17 protein-coding genes are annotated in these 15,448 nt (G+C 44.8%); 2 read left to right on the top strand and 15 right to left on the bottom strand.

Going from position 1 to position 15,448, the window contains the following annotated elements; genetic code table 11:
• Position 1: 1 nt before the first annotated feature.
• The gene (locus tag KXD37_RS00875) at positions 2–538 is read right to left on the bottom strand and encodes a GNAT family N-acetyltransferase (RefSeq protein ID WP_106020258.1); all 537 of its coding nucleotides are present in this window, start codon (positions 536–538) and stop codon (positions 2–4) included.
• Between the two features lie 156 nt (positions 539–694).
• On the opposite strand from KXD37_RS00875, the gene KXD37_RS00870 reads away from it, so the two are divergent.
• Entirely contained in the window at positions 695–1,615 is a 921-nt protein-coding gene (locus KXD37_RS00870) for a LysR family transcriptional regulator (RefSeq protein ID WP_106022162.1), read from the top strand.
• 76 nt (positions 1,616–1,691) lie between these two features.
• On the opposite strand, the gene KXD37_RS00865 is transcribed toward KXD37_RS00870, so the two are convergent.
• The 13 genes from KXD37_RS00865 to sppA all read right to left on the bottom strand — a co-directional run bounded on the left by KXD37_RS00865 (position 1,692) and on the right by sppA (position 12,821).
• Positions 1,692–2,375 (bottom strand): metal-dependent hydrolase, encoded by a 684-nt coding sequence (locus KXD37_RS00865; protein WP_024122482.1) that lies wholly within the window; start codon positions 2,373–2,375, stop codon positions 1,692–1,694.
• Positions 2,376–2,438: 63 nt separating this feature from the next.
• Positions 2,439–3,206, bottom strand: a complete 768-nt coding sequence (locus KXD37_RS00860) for an SDR family oxidoreductase (RefSeq protein WP_059335663.1) — start codon at positions 3,204–3,206, stop codon at positions 2,439–2,441.
• Positions 3,207–3,334: 128 nt separating this feature from the next.
• The gene (locus KXD37_RS00855; protein ID WP_010335290.1) at positions 3,335–3,466 is read right to left on the bottom strand and encodes a hypothetical protein; all 132 of its coding nucleotides are present in this window, start codon (positions 3,464–3,466) and stop codon (positions 3,335–3,337) included.
• A 64-nt stretch (positions 3,467–3,530) separates the two neighbouring features.
• The gene (gene argH, locus KXD37_RS00850; RefSeq protein WP_106020260.1) at positions 3,531–4,916 is read right to left on the bottom strand and encodes an argininosuccinate lyase; all 1,386 of its coding nucleotides are present in this window, start codon (positions 4,914–4,916) and stop codon (positions 3,531–3,533) included.
• Complete coding sequence (locus KXD37_RS00845) at positions 4,913–6,124, bottom strand: argininosuccinate synthase (protein WP_024122485.1); 1,212 nt, start codon at positions 6,122–6,124, stop codon at positions 4,913–4,915. The genes argH and KXD37_RS00845 overlap by 4 nt, the downstream gene beginning before the upstream one ends.
• Before the next feature lie 168 nt (positions 6,125–6,292).
• The gene (locus KXD37_RS00840; protein WP_106020261.1) at positions 6,293–6,805 is read right to left on the bottom strand and encodes a molybdenum cofactor biosynthesis protein B; all 513 of its coding nucleotides are present in this window, start codon (positions 6,803–6,805) and stop codon (positions 6,293–6,295) included.
• Positions 6,806–6,884: 79 nt separating this feature from the next.
• On the bottom strand, positions 6,885–8,072 hold the full coding sequence (locus KXD37_RS00835) for an acetate kinase (RefSeq protein ID WP_024122488.1): 1,188 nt from the start codon (positions 8,070–8,072) through the stop codon (positions 6,885–6,887).
• A gap of 347 nt (positions 8,073–8,419) precedes the next feature.
• Positions 8,420–9,406: a class I SAM-dependent methyltransferase gene (locus KXD37_RS00830; RefSeq protein ID WP_106020262.1), complete on the bottom strand. Its 987-nt coding sequence runs from the start codon at positions 9,404–9,406 to the stop codon at positions 8,420–8,422.
• A gap of 61 nt (positions 9,407–9,467) precedes the next feature.
• Positions 9,468–9,971, bottom strand: a complete 504-nt coding sequence (gene tpx, locus KXD37_RS00825; protein WP_024122490.1) for a thiol peroxidase — start codon at positions 9,969–9,971, stop codon at positions 9,468–9,470.
• A 109-nt stretch (positions 9,972–10,080) separates the two neighbouring features.
• Entirely contained in the window at positions 10,081–10,536 is a 456-nt protein-coding gene (gene ytfJ / locus KXD37_RS00820; RefSeq protein WP_263463189.1) for a GerW family sporulation protein, read from the bottom strand.
• A 13-nt stretch (positions 10,537–10,549) separates the two neighbouring features.
• On the bottom strand, positions 10,550–11,230 hold the full coding sequence (locus KXD37_RS00815; protein WP_263463186.1) for a DUF2953 domain-containing protein: 681 nt from the start codon (positions 11,228–11,230) through the stop codon (positions 10,550–10,552).
• A 76-nt stretch (positions 11,231–11,306) separates the two neighbouring features.
• Positions 11,307–11,801, bottom strand: coding sequence for an RDD family protein (locus KXD37_RS00810; RefSeq protein ID WP_263463184.1), 495 nt, complete (start codon positions 11,799–11,801; stop codon positions 11,307–11,309).
• Positions 11,802–11,813: 12 nt separating this feature from the next.
• Complete coding sequence (gene sppA / locus KXD37_RS00805; protein ID WP_044153849.1) at positions 11,814–12,821, bottom strand: signal peptide peptidase SppA; 1,008 nt, start codon at positions 12,819–12,821, stop codon at positions 11,814–11,816.
• 184 nt (positions 12,822–13,005) lie between these two features.
• On the opposite strand from sppA, the gene KXD37_RS00800 reads away from it, so the two are divergent.
• Positions 13,006–13,809, top strand: coding sequence for an NAD kinase (locus KXD37_RS00800; protein ID WP_024122495.1), 804 nt, complete (start codon positions 13,006–13,008; stop codon positions 13,807–13,809).
• Between the two features lie 34 nt (positions 13,810–13,843).
• Here KXD37_RS00800 and KXD37_RS00795 read toward each other — a convergent pair whose 3' ends face one another.
• Complete coding sequence (locus KXD37_RS00795; protein ID WP_263463180.1) at positions 13,844–15,436, bottom strand: amidohydrolase; 1,593 nt, start codon at positions 15,434–15,436, stop codon at positions 13,844–13,846.
• Positions 15,437–15,448 lie beyond the last annotated feature (12 nt).

The following is a 15,448-nucleotide window of genomic DNA, read 5'->3' as shown; positions in this document are numbered from 1 at the left end:
ATTATGCCCAGCTGGGGGTGCCTAAAAGCGACGGCTCAAAGCGTTCCGGAATCAGAACCTTATGCATCATGACACCTATATCCCCATCTTTCTCCTGCTCAAAATACACTTCATACCCCCTCCTTCTGTACATATCGACGAGCCAAGGATGCTTGCGCGCCGAGGTGCCGAGCGTCAGCGCCGGTGCCTTCAGCATATCCCGCAGCACTTTTTCCTCAACATACGTCAGCAGCTTACTGCCGACGCCTTTCCCTTTATATTCCGGCAGCGTTGCAAACCACCATACAAATGGATATTTTGAAGGGGGCGATTCATTCTCCCATGGAAACCGGATGGTAATCGTTGAGATGAGCTTGCCGTCCCGCTCCAGCACAACTGCTGAATGATTTTTGATATTTTCTGACACCATATGTATGTCAGCTCTTGTGGAAGGCCAATCAATATCCAGCTGCCGAATTGGTTGAAAGGCGCTGTTAACCAGTTTTAAAAACTCCGGTGCATCTTCAACAGTTGCCAATCGAAAAATATCCTCACTCATTTTGAGCACTCTCCTCCACAAAATATACAATTCCTATTTGTTTACTAAGCTTTTATTGTTTATACTATAAAGCATACTTTCATGTTTGACTAATCAAAAAAAATAATCCTTGAGTTCAGAAAATGTAATGATGAAAAGACAGGGGGGAGAAGCATATTGGAGTTTCGCTCAATTAAAACGTTTCATACGATTGTTACATTCGGAAGCTTCTATAAGGCTGCGGAAATATTAAACTATTCACAGCCGACAATATCGATGCGCATGAAGCAATTAGAGCAGGATTTAGGCGTGCAATTGTTTGAACGGGGAAAACACCTGCAGCTGACAAAAGCCGGAAGACTCTTTTTCGAAAAAACAGGGGATCTTTTAACTCAATACGAGGCGCTTACGCACACTCTTTCCGACTTAAAGGAAGGGGATGCCGGCATTATCAATGTAGGCATTTCAGAGCCGACTGCAAGCTTCATATTTCCTGATATTCTGAAGGATTTCTTAAATGATTATCCAAAGATAACGGTTAATGTAAACGTAGATGACGCCAATACCTGCAGCCAAAAGCTTTTAGACGGCACTATTGATTTTGCAGTCTGCGGCGAACCGGAACTGATTCTTGAAAATTATTACAAACCGTTTTTTTATGACACTTTAAATTTAATTGTATCTGATCGTCATCGGCTCGCTGAGAAAAAAGCTGTTCATTTATCTGATTTAGAAGGCGAATGTTTTATATTTACGCCTGCCAATTGCCCCATTCGTATTCAAATTGAACAGCACTTGCATAAGGCATTTAGTAATCATTACAAGAAAATGGAGCTCACAAGCAGCATGGCACATGAATATTACGTGCGAGAAAACATTGGTATTTCAATCTTCACCAGTACGGCACATTCTAAACCGCTGAAAGGCACAAAAGTCATCCCCATTATCAATCTAGACATATCACCGCCTATAGGGCTTTTGACAAACAGAAAAGAAAAACATTTTGACAGCGCGACAAAGGACTTAATTGATCGAATTAACAACTGCTTCCATCAGCGCAGCCAAGAGCTGAAAGCTGCGGTCAGTTCCGAATTATAAATGGCAAAAATGACAACGGTCATTCCGCACGAAAAATAAAAAGCATCTCCTTATTTTCAGGAGATGCTTTCAGCGTTTAAAGCTCAATCGATTCACCGACGGCCATGACTTTTCCGACTCCGCCCGGCAGGCTGTCTGCAAATGCTTCCGGGTCTTGCTCGATGACCGGGAATGTATTGTAATGAACCGGTACAACTTGTTTTGCCCGCAGCCATTCTGCAGCTAGTTTGGCGTCTTCAGGCCCCATCGTAAAGTTGTCGCCGATCGGCAGGAAGGCAAGATCAATATGGTTCAGCTCCCCGATCAGCTTCATGTCAGAGAAAAGAGCCGTATCGCCGGCGTGGAAGATCGTTTTGCCTTCAACAGTCAGCAGAATACCGGATGGCATGCCTGTGTAGGTGATCGTTTTGTTTTCTTCGTCAGTGATGGCAGATCCATGAAAGGCCTGTGTAAGCTTCACTTTCCCAAAATCAAACTGATGGGAGCCGCCGATGTGCATAGGGTGAACATTTAACCCTTTCCATCCCAAATATACAGCCAGCTCATTGGGTGCCACAACCAGCGCGTTATTTTGCTTTGCGATTTGCTCAGTGTCGCCCACGTGGTCATTGTGGCCGTGAGTCAATAAGATAGCGTCCGCTTTTGCATCCTCCGGCTTCAAGTCGGTTAACGAATTTCCTGTCAAAAACGGGTCAAATAAAATATGGTGGTCATTCGTTTCTACTGCAACTACAGAATGTCCGTGATACGTTACTTTCATTTCCTTCACCTCGTCACTTTGTTTTTTATGTTTTCATTTTCCCTTTTTAAGATGCTGAAAAACTTATGTGGATTGATTCTTGTTAATCACATTGAGGCCCCCGGTTGCTTCAATTACAGTTCCTGTCACCAGGTCTGAGTTCTCTTCGCACAAAAAGGCAATGATTCTGGCGATATCTTCACCGGTGCCGGATCTTCCTATCGGCGTTTTTTCTTTGCCGATACGCTGTCTGGCTTCCTCAATTGACGCTTCCTTCATGTCGCCGACAATGTCGCCCGGGCAAACCATATTAGCGGTTATGCCCGATTCAGCTTCTTCTATCGCAATTGTTTTTGTTAAAGAAGCCAATCCCACTTTTGCGGCGCCGAAAGCGGAGCGGTGAAGCCAGCCGGGTGCGTGTGCCGCGCCTTGAAATCCGTACGTGATGATACGCCCGAATTGCTGTTTTCTCATGACCGGAATAACTGCTTTGAATAAGTGAAAGACGGCGCTTAAATTCCCTTCCAGCATACCGTACCATTCGTCATCGGTATAATCAGCTAACTTTTTTCGTTCAAATATGTATGGCCCCGCGTTGTTAATCAAAAAGTCGATTCTCCCGAAGCGGTCCAAGGCAGCGTCTGCGATGCGCAGCAAATCTTCTTTTTTGGTGACATCACCTTTTACAAATTGCAGCCGGTCAAGGTAATCAGGACAGGCTTCCTTCAGGCGGTTTACTGCCTCTTCATCCTGCCTGTAATTCACTGTTACTGAATACCCCTTTGCAAGCAATGTTTCAGTCACTTTGCGGCCTAATCCCTTCGAACCGGCAGTAATTAAAGCATGTCGCACATGAATACCTCCCAAAGCAACGTCGCCGCTTTTCAATAAAGTGTTTCTTCTTCTACTTTACTATAAAAGGCCGGCAATATCACTTTTTACACTTTGCCATACAAAAAAAGCTGCCTATAATAGACAGCCTATTCCGCAGAAGATGAAGGCTCTTGATCCGGGATATCCACATAACCGCTTTGATATGCTTCGGAAATGAGCCTTGTTGTCTCCTGGCTTTCTTGTTCATCATAAATATAGCGTTCCGGTTCTTTTTTCATCCTTCTGCCTCCCATCATTATAGGGGTAGGTTGGCTATAATGACGAGATTTTATGAAGGAAATTTTAACAAACTCCGGCAGCCACGCAAGCTTTCGCCTTTACGAGCGCCTCCTCAACCTGTTTGAAGCCCGTGCCTCCTGCGCTCATTCTTTTTTCGACCGCATGATAAGGATCCAAAACAGTGTAAATATCTTCTTCGAAGAGATCGCTCGCCTTCTGAAAATCGTCAAACGGCATGTCGCTTAAATAGATTCCTTTTTCGATGCATGTGTACACAAGCTTTCCGACCGCTTCGTGCGCTTCTCTGAATGGCATTCCTTTTTTCGCTAAATAATCAGCCAGCTCCGTCGCATTTGAAAAGTCTTGTTTTGTCGCTTGCTTCATGATGTCTTTGTTCACAGTCATTGTTTGAATCATGCCTGTGAAGATTTGCAGGCTGCCTTCGACCGTTTTCACCGTGTCAAACATGCCTTCTTTGTCTTCCTGCAGGTCTTTGTTATAAGCGAGCGGAAGGCCTTTCATGATCGTAAACAGCCCCATCATGTCACCGTACACGCGTCCTGTTTTGCCGCGGATCAGCTCAGCCATATCCGGGTTTTTCTTCTGCGGCATCATGCTGCTTCCCGTTGCGTACGTATCGTCTAGCTCAATGAATTTAAACTCCTGCGAGCACCACAGAATGATTTCTTCAGAGAAACGAGAAAGGTGCATCATCAGCATGCTGCTGTTGCTTAAAAATTCCAAAATGAAATCTCTGTCGCTGACGCCGTCGAGGCTGTTTTCATAAATGGAATCAAAGCCGAGCAGCTCTGCTGAATACTCACGATCGATCGGGAAGGTGGTACCCGCGAGCGCTCCGCAGCCGAGCGGAGATTTGTTGATCCGCTTCATTGAATCCTGAAAACGTTCCTTGTCGCGCTCCAGCATCCAGAAATACGCAAGCAGATGGTGAGCGAATGAAATCGGCTGGGCGCGCTGAAGATGAGTGTAGCCCGGCAGAATGGTTTCAACATTTGCTTCTGCCTTATCAATGAGCGCGCCTTGGAATGCCTCTATCAGCTCGATAATGTGAGTGACATGGTTTTTCAGGTACAAATGCATGTCAGTTGCCACCTGGTCATTCCGGCTTCTTCCGGTATGCAGCTTGCCGCCGAGAGGGCCAATTTCGTCAATGAGCATTTTCTCAATGTTCAAATGAATATCTTCATAATCAACTGAGAACTCTAATGCCCCGTCTTCTGCTTTTTGCAAAAGGGCATTCAGTCCCTCACGGATTTTCAGCTCTTCTTCTTCTGTCAGGATACCGCATTTTTTCAGCATGGCAGCATGTGCGAGAGACCCTGTAATGTCTTCAGTCACTAAATGTTGGTCAAATGATATGGACGCGCCGAATTCATCAACCCATTTTTCCGGTGTTTTTTGGAATCGGCCTCCCCAAAGCTTCTTCATGCTTTAATCTGCTCCTTCTTTTTCACGATGCTGTTCACTTTTGTCGGAAGTCCCCAAAGCTCGATAAATCCGATTGCCGCATGGTGATCAAACGCATCGTCTTTTGTATATGTTGCAAGCTTTTCATCATATAGAGAGTATTCTGATTTACGCCCCTCTACAATCGCATGGCCTTTAAACAGCTTCACGCGAACGATGCCTGTAACGTGTTTTTGCGTTTCTTTTAAGAAAGCGTGCAGCGCGTCTTTTAAAGGTGAGAACCATAAGCCGTTGTAAATGATTTCTGACAGCTTTTGTTCGATGGCCGGTTTAAAGTGCGCGACCTCTTTCACTAATGTCAAATCTTCCAGTTCTTTGTGTGCTTTGATAAGCGTCATCGCACCCGGGCATTCGTATACTTCACGGGATTTAATGCCGACAAGGCGGTTTTCTACGTGGTCGATACGTCCGACACCATGCGCGCCTGCAATTTCGTTCAGTTTTAAAATTAATTCAGAAAGTGAGTAAGAGACGCCGTCGATGGATACAGGCACGCCTTGTTCAAATGCGATTTCTATCACTTCCGGTGTATCCGGTGTTTTTTCCAGCGGCGCTGTAAGGTCGTATGCTCCTTCTGGCGGAGCAGCCCACGGATCTTCTAAAATGCCGCACTCATTTGCGCGTCCCCAAAGGTTTTGATCAATGGAATATGGGCTGTCAAGATTAATCGGAATCGGAATGCCGCGGCTTGCCGCATATTCAATTTCTTCTTCACGAGACCATTGCCATTCCCGAACCGGAGCGATGACTTCAAGGTCAGGATTCAATGATTTAATTGATACCTCAAAACGCACCTGGTCATTTCCTTTCCCTGTACATCCGTGCGCAATTGCCTGCGCCTCTTCTTTTTCTGCGATCTCGACTAATTTTTTTGCAATAAGCGGCCGAGACAATGCGGACACGAGCGGATATTTCCCTTCATACATCGTGTGAGCCTGCAAAGATAACAGCGCGTAATCCTGGGCGAATTCTTCTTTTGCATCGATCACGTAAGAATTTGTTGCGCCGACTTCAAGCGCTTTTTGCTGAACAAACGCCAAGTCCTTGCCTTCGCCGACATCCAGACAGCAGGCGATGACATTATACCCTTGCTCTTGAAGCCATTTTATCGCGACGGAAGTATCGAGACCCCCTGAGTATGCTAATACGACTTTTTTCTGTTCTGCCATGATAAAAATCTCCTCTCAACCCTGTTTCTTTTGTATAAAAATAAATTATATTTAATAAAAATACATTTTGTATGTATACACTTTAACAAGTAAGTTCCTTTTTTTCAAGCCTTTTATTAAAAAAACTTCACCCATTTTTCCAGGTGAAGTTTCGTAGTATTTATTCATTTACTTGTCTTTTCTGATTTCTCTGACCACATGGGCGATCTCCGGAATAATCAGCTTATTCATCGCCAGCTTTACCGCACCGCTGGAGCCTGGCGTTGAAAAAATGGCTGTGTGTTGGATAACGCCGGCTGTGGCTCTCGACATGATCGCACTGGAGCCGATGTCTTCTGTATAACTGAGCATCCTGAATATTTCTCCAAAGCCGGGCAGCTCTTTAGAAAACAACGGCGTAATGGCTTCAATGGTGACGTCCCTCTTTGCAATACCCGTCCCGCCGTTTAAGAGGACCGCGTCCGTCTGATCATCCATGCATCCCGCTAAGACAGACCGCTGCAGGGCATCCTTTTCGTCTTTCACAATTTCATATGCAGCAATCTGATGGCCGGCTTCTTCTAAAGATGAGATCATCAGCCTGCCGCTTTTATCCGTTTCTTCCGTTCTCGTATCACTGACAGTAATCACTTTGCACCGGACAATATCGGGTGCTTCTTGTTTATGCTCTTGAACGCTCATTGGCTCACCTCTTTGTATTTTTGTCTACCTTTATGATGCTTCAACAAAAAAGCACATTCAAGTGAATGTGCTTTTTGCATTATTTAGCTAAACGAACAACGTCTCGTGCAATCATGACTTCCTCATCAGTCGGAATGATCATAACTTTTACTGGAGAATGAGGGTAGCTGATGAACGCTTCCTCACCGCGTACGTTATTAAGCGCAGGATCCCAGTATACGCCCATAAATTCCAGACCGCGAAGAACGCGTTCTCTGACTTCTACGCTGTTTTCACCGATACCGGCAGTAAAGATAATCGCATCCACACCGCTCATTCTGGCAGCGTAAGAACCGATGTATTTGTGGATGCGGCTCGCGAAGACTTCAAGCGCAGTTTCCGCGCGCTCATTTCCTTGTTTCGTTGCTTCAACGATGTCACGAAGATCGCTTGAGAAACCGGAGATGCCAAGCAGTCCGCTTTTTTTGTTTAATGTATTCAGTACTTCGTCAGCTGTCTGGCCTGTTTTCTCCATAATGTATGGGATAAGGGCAGGGTCGATGTTTCCAGAGCGTGTACCCATTGCAACACCGGCAAGCGGCGTGAAGCCCATAGATGTATCAATTGATTTTCCGCCTTCAACAGCTGCAATACTTGCGCCATTGCCAAGGTGGCAGGAAATCAGGCGTAAATCTTTTAACGGACGGCCGAGAAGCTCTGCCGCACGCTCAGTCACATATTTATGAGAAGTGCCGTGGAAGCCGTATTTACGGATACCGAATTTTTCATAGTATTCGTATGGCAGGCTGTACAGGTAAGACTGCTCAGGCATTGTCTGATGGAATGCCGTATCAAAAACAGCAACCGCAGGAACATTTGGAAGCACTTCTTTGAAGGCTTTAATTCCGACGATATTTGCCGGGTTGTGCAGCGGCGCCAATTCAGAAATATCTTCGATCTCCTGAATTGTTTCGTCCGTTAATAAAACGGAATCGCTGAATTTTTCTCCGCCGTGTACCACGCGGTGTCCAATTCCGTCAATTTCATTTAAATCTTTGATAATGCCGAATTCTGTCAGCTTATTAAGCAGCATTTTAACCGCTACCGCATGATCAGGTATATCAGTTACTTCTGTATTTTTTTCGCCGTTTACAGAAATCGTGAACACACTGTCGGCGATACCGATTCGTTCAACTAAGCCCTTCGTTAAAACGGTTTCTGAAGGCATTTCGAAAAGCTGAAATTTCAAAGACGAGCTTCCTGCGTTAATTGCAATAATTTTGGACATGATTGACGCTCCTTTTTACTCTGTATCAACATCTTCGTTTTTCGTACTTTTTTCCCGGGTGAATCATCATTTTCTCCCGAAAAATATCTGACTTTTCCATTTAAACATTGTCATGTCGGCTTTTCAAGTCAACTTGTGTATTGATAACGCTTACAAAAAGAAGTCGTTATTTTCAGACACATTGCCTATCCGCTTAACATTGATTAACGCTTACATCATGCAGTTTCTCCTTTCGTATTTTGTGTTTTGAAACCCTATTCAATTCGTTTATCTGCCCTCTGATGTTCAAACAAAAAAACAGCTTAAGCTTCCTCATATGACGGACGCTCAAACTGTTTTTTCATTTTCTATTTTTCCTTAGTAAACCACGCATCTATTTGCGCCATCATGTCGAGCATCGCCTTCTGGTTGGAGAAAGACGGCAGATTCGCAAGCAGAATTTGGTTCGGCGCTTTCGTCTCTTCATCTGTTTTCTGAAGCACAAGGATACTTTTGGCATGGGCTTCGTCTTTAAAAATTGATTTCGGCAGCTGCAATAGTGCATTGATATGAACCTTGTCCTTGAAAAACTGCTTCAGCTTGTCGCTTTGAGAGCTTTCAAACAAATGATTCGGGATCATAAAGAACAGGTATCCGCCCGGTTTCGTATGCTTGACGCTTTGCTCAATAAACAAATGATGGGCGAAGGAATGGCCTTCATCCGCTTTCAGTTCAAAGGCATTTGCCCCTTCGTCATTCGGATAATAGCCAACCGGCAGATCGCATATCACTGTGTCAACCGGATCGATAAACAGCGGCTCGAGGCTGTCCTGGTGGAACAGTTCCAGCTCTTTTTTCAGAAGGTTCGCCTGGTCATAGGCGATTTTCAAGAGCACGTCATCTATCTCTATGCCATAGCTTTTCACCGTATTTTCAGACAGCTGGTTTAACACGGTGAACAGAAGATTTCCCGTTCCGACAGCCGGATCAAGAAGCGTTAACTCCTTTTTTCCTGCCATAAACTTATTTACCAGATAACTGATAAAAAGCCCGATTGTGTCCGGTGTCATTTGTCTGTTTGGATGGGATATATCCTTTAATCCCTTTAGGACGGCAAGCTGGAATGCTTTGCGCACCCACTCGTGCTCATATGTGTCAAATTCGGCTTTTTCAAGCAGTGCTTGAAGCTTTGCAGCCTTCTCATTCGGCAGCTTCAGCTGATCTGTTTTTTCAAGAAAATACATTTCTCCCGCTTCGGCAAGCGCTTCTATATATGAAATCTGCAATTCATTTTTTATGATGATCGCGGCATCATCCAGCAGCCCGTATACCGCACCTACATGATCGTTTTGCATAATGTGTTCCTCCTTGCCATGAAAAAAGCTCCGGCGGCAGCCTGGAGCTTTTTTCACCTGCTTACTTCAATAATGCCTTGGCAGCCTCAATCGGCTCTTCATAATTCGGGTGGTTCGTTGCTTCGCTTACATATTCAGCGTAAACGACTTTTCCGTTCTCATCAAGCACAAATACGGAACGCGCAAGCAGACGAAGTTCTTTTATGTATACACCGAACGCTTCGCCAAATGACATGTCTTTGTGGTCTGACAGAGTTTCTACTTTGTCAATTCCGTTTGCTCCGCACCAGCGCGCCTGTGCAAATGGAAGGTCCGCACTGATTGTGTAAATGTTGACATCTCCAAGCTTTGCAGCTTCTTCATTAAAGCGGCGGGTTTGTGCATCGCAAACGCCTGTGTCAATTGAAGGGATAACAGAAATAATCGTTACTTTTCCTTTCATGTCAGCTAACGATTTTTCTTCAAGGCTGTTTGTCAGCACTGTGAAATCAGGAGCTTGATCCCCTACTTTCACTTCTTGTCCGACAAGCGTAACAGGACCGCCTTTGAATGTAATTTCAGCCATTATAATTCCTCCCTTTCGTATGTATGTCTCTATCATAGTAAAGTTTCTTGCAAACTGCAAAGTTTATGCCAAAAAAAAGTTAACTGCGGCCGCCGCAGTTAACCCTTCTTTAATAATTCATATTGTTCATTTGGTTTTGATTTTGGCCTTGGTTTTGATTCTTGTTATTTTTCTTAAACATTTGCTGTATGCGTTCCAGTGTTTGAGGGGCTGCGTCTAGAATTTTCTCAATCAAATGTGTATTTTCATCTAAATGAAGCATTCTGATGCCAGTCGAACCGACAATTAAAAACGCGATCGGCGTAATGGACACACCGCCTCCGCTTCCGCCTCCGAAGGGCAGTTTTTGTTCTCTTGTTTCATCGTCTTCCGATTTTTTCTCAGCCGGCTTGCCGCCAAACTCGCTGCCGCCTTCGGCGAATCCGAATCCGACTTTAGAAACGGTTAAAATCACGCTTCCATCCGGTGTTTCAACCGGATCCCCGATGATTGTGTTAACATCAATCATTTCCTTCAAGTTTTCCATTGCGGTTTTCATTAAACCTTGGATGGGATGGTCTGCCATATACGCTTCCTCCTTAAACTGGTGAATCATTCTTTGAAGTCATTCGAGCCGACGGATTTTTCTTTAATACAGAAAGCTCCCGTCCGTATTTGACGAATTTGAAAGCTGCAAGCATAGCATGTCCAAAGCGAAAAAAGAATATACACTGAAAATGGGTCTTGGAAACAGGGACTTGAAACGATGGAATCACTTCATAAACAGGCTTGTTCACAAAGTCTAAATGGTCATGAAGCATAGCTGCGATACCGCCTTTGACTCCCCATACGGCACCCGTTAACACACCTGTCACTGCTGCGTCATGAACCCCGACAACTGTGATCCATTCGAGTTTTGTGATATGCAAATGCGCTATAAAAGAGGCGCTGATTTTCCTTAACTTAGTGACATGATGCAGAAGCATTTCAATTTTATTGATGCTTTGCTGCACATCATCAAACGTAATTTTTTTCTTGCTGCTGCTTTTTTTCACTTTCGATTTTGTGTTCTGTCTGATATCGACTGTTCCGTCATCTTTGTTCACCTTAATCGCCGGAATTGTTTTTTTAATCCGAACCAGGCCAAACAGCGTTGTAATTTTCAAAGTTATTTTGTCATTATCCTCAGCATGAAGATACTCCGCGGCAACATGAATTTTCATTCTGAGAAGCAGCACGATACCTATAAGAATAAGAATGGCTGACAGCACATATACCATATTCTTTCACTTCCTCTAGGAAGCATTATCGCCCATTCAGCAAAAAATAAACCCGGACGGGGTCCGGGTTTAGCTGTTATTTACGATATAATTTTTCGTGCACCACAGTTGTATCAGCAATGTAATCATGAATCCCCTGTTTTTTAGGAGAAAAAGCGACGATGATATATAAAATCCAAATCTTATCAATATACCGCCCGATCACTTCACGGAAAATCACGGTGCTCCATGTCAGCTTATGGCCCTGCTTGACAGAAATTACTTTAAGGCCGAACACCATTTTTCCAAGCGTTTGCCTGAAGTATTTGGTCATCAGCGCAAAATACGCCAGATAAACGAAAAGCGTTGTGATGCTGTACGCTGAGATGGTGAACATGCCGGATATTTTCGGCAGATCCAGTAAAGTAAAGATGGGAGAAACGATTAAATGGTTTACCCCCCACACAACGAGCCAATCAAGCAGGAAAGCCCAAAAACGGACCCAAAAGCCCGCATATGCGTGTGTGAGCTGTTCCGCTTGATCCGGGCCTGCGATGTCGCTGCGCTCTAACTCTTCATATGTCGCATCCATTATTGATCCCTCCTACTTCGCATAGAGATACATCATTCTCGGCGAACCGGATTGTGAAAGAACTTCTCTCATATTCAGAAAATCAATTTCACTTTTAAACATTTTGTTCGCTCCCATAGTAAACAGAGAGCCTAATCCGAAGCTTTCCTCGTAAGAGACGACAGAAGCGTTTTTCAAGTTTTTATGATCCTTTTTCATGGCCGCAATTGTATCATCATAAAATCCGAGTTCATCCACAAGATTCAGTTTTTTCGCCTGCCGCCCGTCATACACGCGTCCGTCCGCGATTTTCTTTACTTCCGCTTTCGATATGCCGCGGCCTTCCGAAATGACATCGACAAAGCCTTCATAGGAGTTATCAACCATAGATTGCATGATATTTTTTTCTTCTTTTGTCATCTCACGGGAAGGAGACATAATGTCCTTGTGAGCTCCGCTTTTAATGGTCTCAAAAGAGATGCCGAGCTTATCAGCCAGCTTTGAATAATTCACGCTCTCCATGATAACCCCAAGAGATCCTGTCAGGGTTTCCGGTGTCGCAAAAATTTTATCGGCAGCTGTTGAGATATAATAACCTCCGGAAGCTGCCATCGATCCCATTGACACATAGATTGGTTTTTTTGTTTCTTTTTTTACCTCTTCCAGTTTTTTATGTATTTCGGCACTTTCATACACTCCGCCTCCCGGAGAGTTTACCTTGAGTACGATCCCTTTTACCGCATCATCCTCTTTTGCCTGCTCAAGATTTTTTAAGAATGTTCGGTGGTTATACCCGTCTGAACCGAGCAGACTGCTTGAATCACCATTATCCTGAATGGTGCCGCTGACCTCCAAAACGGCGATTTTGCTGGAAAGGCTTCCGTTTTCAAGCGTCACTTCCTGAGATTCATCTGTCAGTGACGTAAGGTCTGTTTGGGCACCCTTGACACTTTCAAAGAAACTCATTGAGATACTGACGATGATGGACACGCCAAAAATTCCAAGGGCGATCACTAATGCGATCCATCTTTTTGCATTCATTTTTTCTCCTCCTTTTTCCCAAACTCTCTCATTATACGATTCAAATGAAAAAATGTTTCATTGATGAGAAAGCTCCGGCTTAACGGGCTGCCGGCAAACGTGGTACACTTATGACCAAAGGTATTTTATCACAAATACTGGATGGCAGAAAAACTTAAATATGACAGCAAAGGGGAAATGGGATATGACCGATCATCGCCGTAATGTTTATTTTTTTCACAAACAGGACCAGGAAACAAACAAACAAGTCAGCTCCTTAACACAATTGGCTGAAGAGAACGGATTTACTGTTGTCAATCAGCCTTCTGACGCCAATATTATTGCCAGTGTAGGCGGAGACGGTACATTTTTGCAGGCGGTCAGAAAGACGAATTTCCGTGACGACTGCTTATACGTCGGCATCACCAAAAAGGGGAAAGCTCATTTATACTGTGATTTTAATAGTGATGAGCATGAAAAAATGGTGGATGCGATGACGTTTGAACAAATTGAGGTCAGAAAATATCCGCTGATTGAAGTGACAGTGGATCAGACCAGTCCTTTTCATTGTTTAAACGAAGTTTCCATTCGTTCGAGCATAATTAAAACCTTTGTGATGGATGTGCTGATTGACGATCTGCACTTCGAAACGTTCAGAGGAGACGGGATGATTATTTCCACGCCTACAGGCAGCACAGCTTATAATAAGTCTGTGGCCGGAGCTGTCGTTGATCCGCTGCTTCCCTGCATGCAGGTGACGGAGCTTGCTTCGCTTAACAATAATACCTACCGCACTCTAGGCTCTCCGTTTGTCCTCAGCTCTGAACGAAAGCTGACGCTTCGTGTGGTGCAAGCCGGAAATGAACACCCGATTATCGGTTTGGACAATGAAGCACTCAGCACAAGAAACGTGAAAACGATTGAAATCAAGCTGTCTGATAAAAAAATAAAAACCGTGAAACTAAAGGACAATTCATTTTGGGAGAAAGTAAAACGGACATTTTTATAGAAAAAGAAAAGGACAGGCTATTCGCCTGTCCTTTTTACTGTTGATTCTCATATACAATCTGACCGTTGATAACGGTTTTTTCTATCTTTAAAAGATGAAGCTGTTTCGGGTCAATTGTAAACGGATCTTCACTGAGAACGGTAAAATCCGCGTCATACTCTTCGGCTATTTTCCCCCGTGTCTGCTCTTTGTAAATGATCTCAGCACTTCCTGCTGTATAAAGCCTGATAGCTTCATATACTGTTAAACACTCGCTTTCGTTATAGCTCGGACCGTTCTGTTCGCGGCTGCTTGTCCGGAGCACCGCAGACTGAATGCCGAGAAGCGGCTCAACAGGCTCAATCGGAGCATCAGAACCCCCTGCACATAAAATGCCTTTAGAGATCAGTGTTTTCCAGGCAAAAGCTGTTTTCATACGGCCTTCTCCAAGACGGTCAATCACCCACGGAAAATCACTGGCGACAAAATGAGGCTGAAGATCAAGAGCAATCGGCATGCGTGCTGCTTTTTCAATCAGTTCATCATTCAGCACCTGAGCATGGATCAGACGATCATGCCGGCCGCTTTTTGGCGGATGCTGCTCGACAGCCTGCAGCACTTTTTCAAAGGCAAGGTCGCCAATGGCATGGACGGCAACCTCCATTCCTTTCTCTCTCGCTTTTTGAACGAGGCGGCTGAGTGTTTCATCATCATGGACTTGAACACCGTTTGTAGAAGGATCGTCATGATACGGTTCTTTTAACAAAGCTGTTCTCCCGCCAAGCGCTCCATCAGAAAATAGTTTCATCGCACCGAATTCAACGTACGGGCCAGACGGCTTCTTCATTTGCTCCCACCGATCAACCGCTTCATGATGAACGAGCAAATGACAGCGAAACGGATACTTTCCGCTTGCCGCAGCCGTCTCATAAGCTTTCATCGGAACGGACACATCGCCGTAATAAGACAAATCTTCCGAATGGCCGCCTGTCAGGCCTTTTGTCCAGCAATCCTGAATGCCCGCTGTAAGCGCCTGATCAACATAGTGCTGAGATACAGGCGGAACGGCTTGCAGGACCAGATCCTGCGCCTTATCAAACAGAAGCCCCGTCGGCTCACCGTCTGCATCTCTGCCAATGACTCCGCCATCGGGATCAGGAGTGGCTTTTGAAATTCCTGCGGCTTGCAGCGCCGCAGAATTGACCGCTATTGCATGCCTGCATACCCGCTTGAGCAGGACGGGCCTGTTCGGGAATAAAGGATCAAGGTCATGCTTCGTCAAATAAGCCGGCTTCTGGAATTGATTTTCATTCCAGCCCTCTCCAATGAGCCAATCGTCTTCAGACAGGCTCTCTTCTCTTGCCTTCGCAGCCTGCAGCACAGCTTCTTTAGATGTAAACGAAGACAGATCAAGCTGGAGCTGTTTTTCTCCGTGCCCGATCAGATGCAAATGGCTGTCCACAAATCCTGGAAACATGACTGCTCCGTTCAAACTGATGTCTTTTGTTTCCGGTGAACTGTATTTCTTCTTCAGACTCTCATAGCTGCCGGTGCCTTTTATGACACCATCCTCAACATAAACAGCCTCCGTTTGGTGGCCTTCTTCGAGCATCGTATAAATGAAACCGCCGTGCCATATCGCCTTCATTCACGTTCACTC

It is taken from the genome of Bacillus sp. XT-2 (assembly GCF_025696525.1).
In the GTDB taxonomy this organism is placed as follows: domain Bacteria; phylum Bacillota; class Bacilli; order Bacillales; family Bacillaceae; genus Bacillus; species Bacillus halotolerans.
Note: the sequence above shows the minus strand (reverse complement) of the source record. Positions and strands in the feature narration are given on the sequence as shown.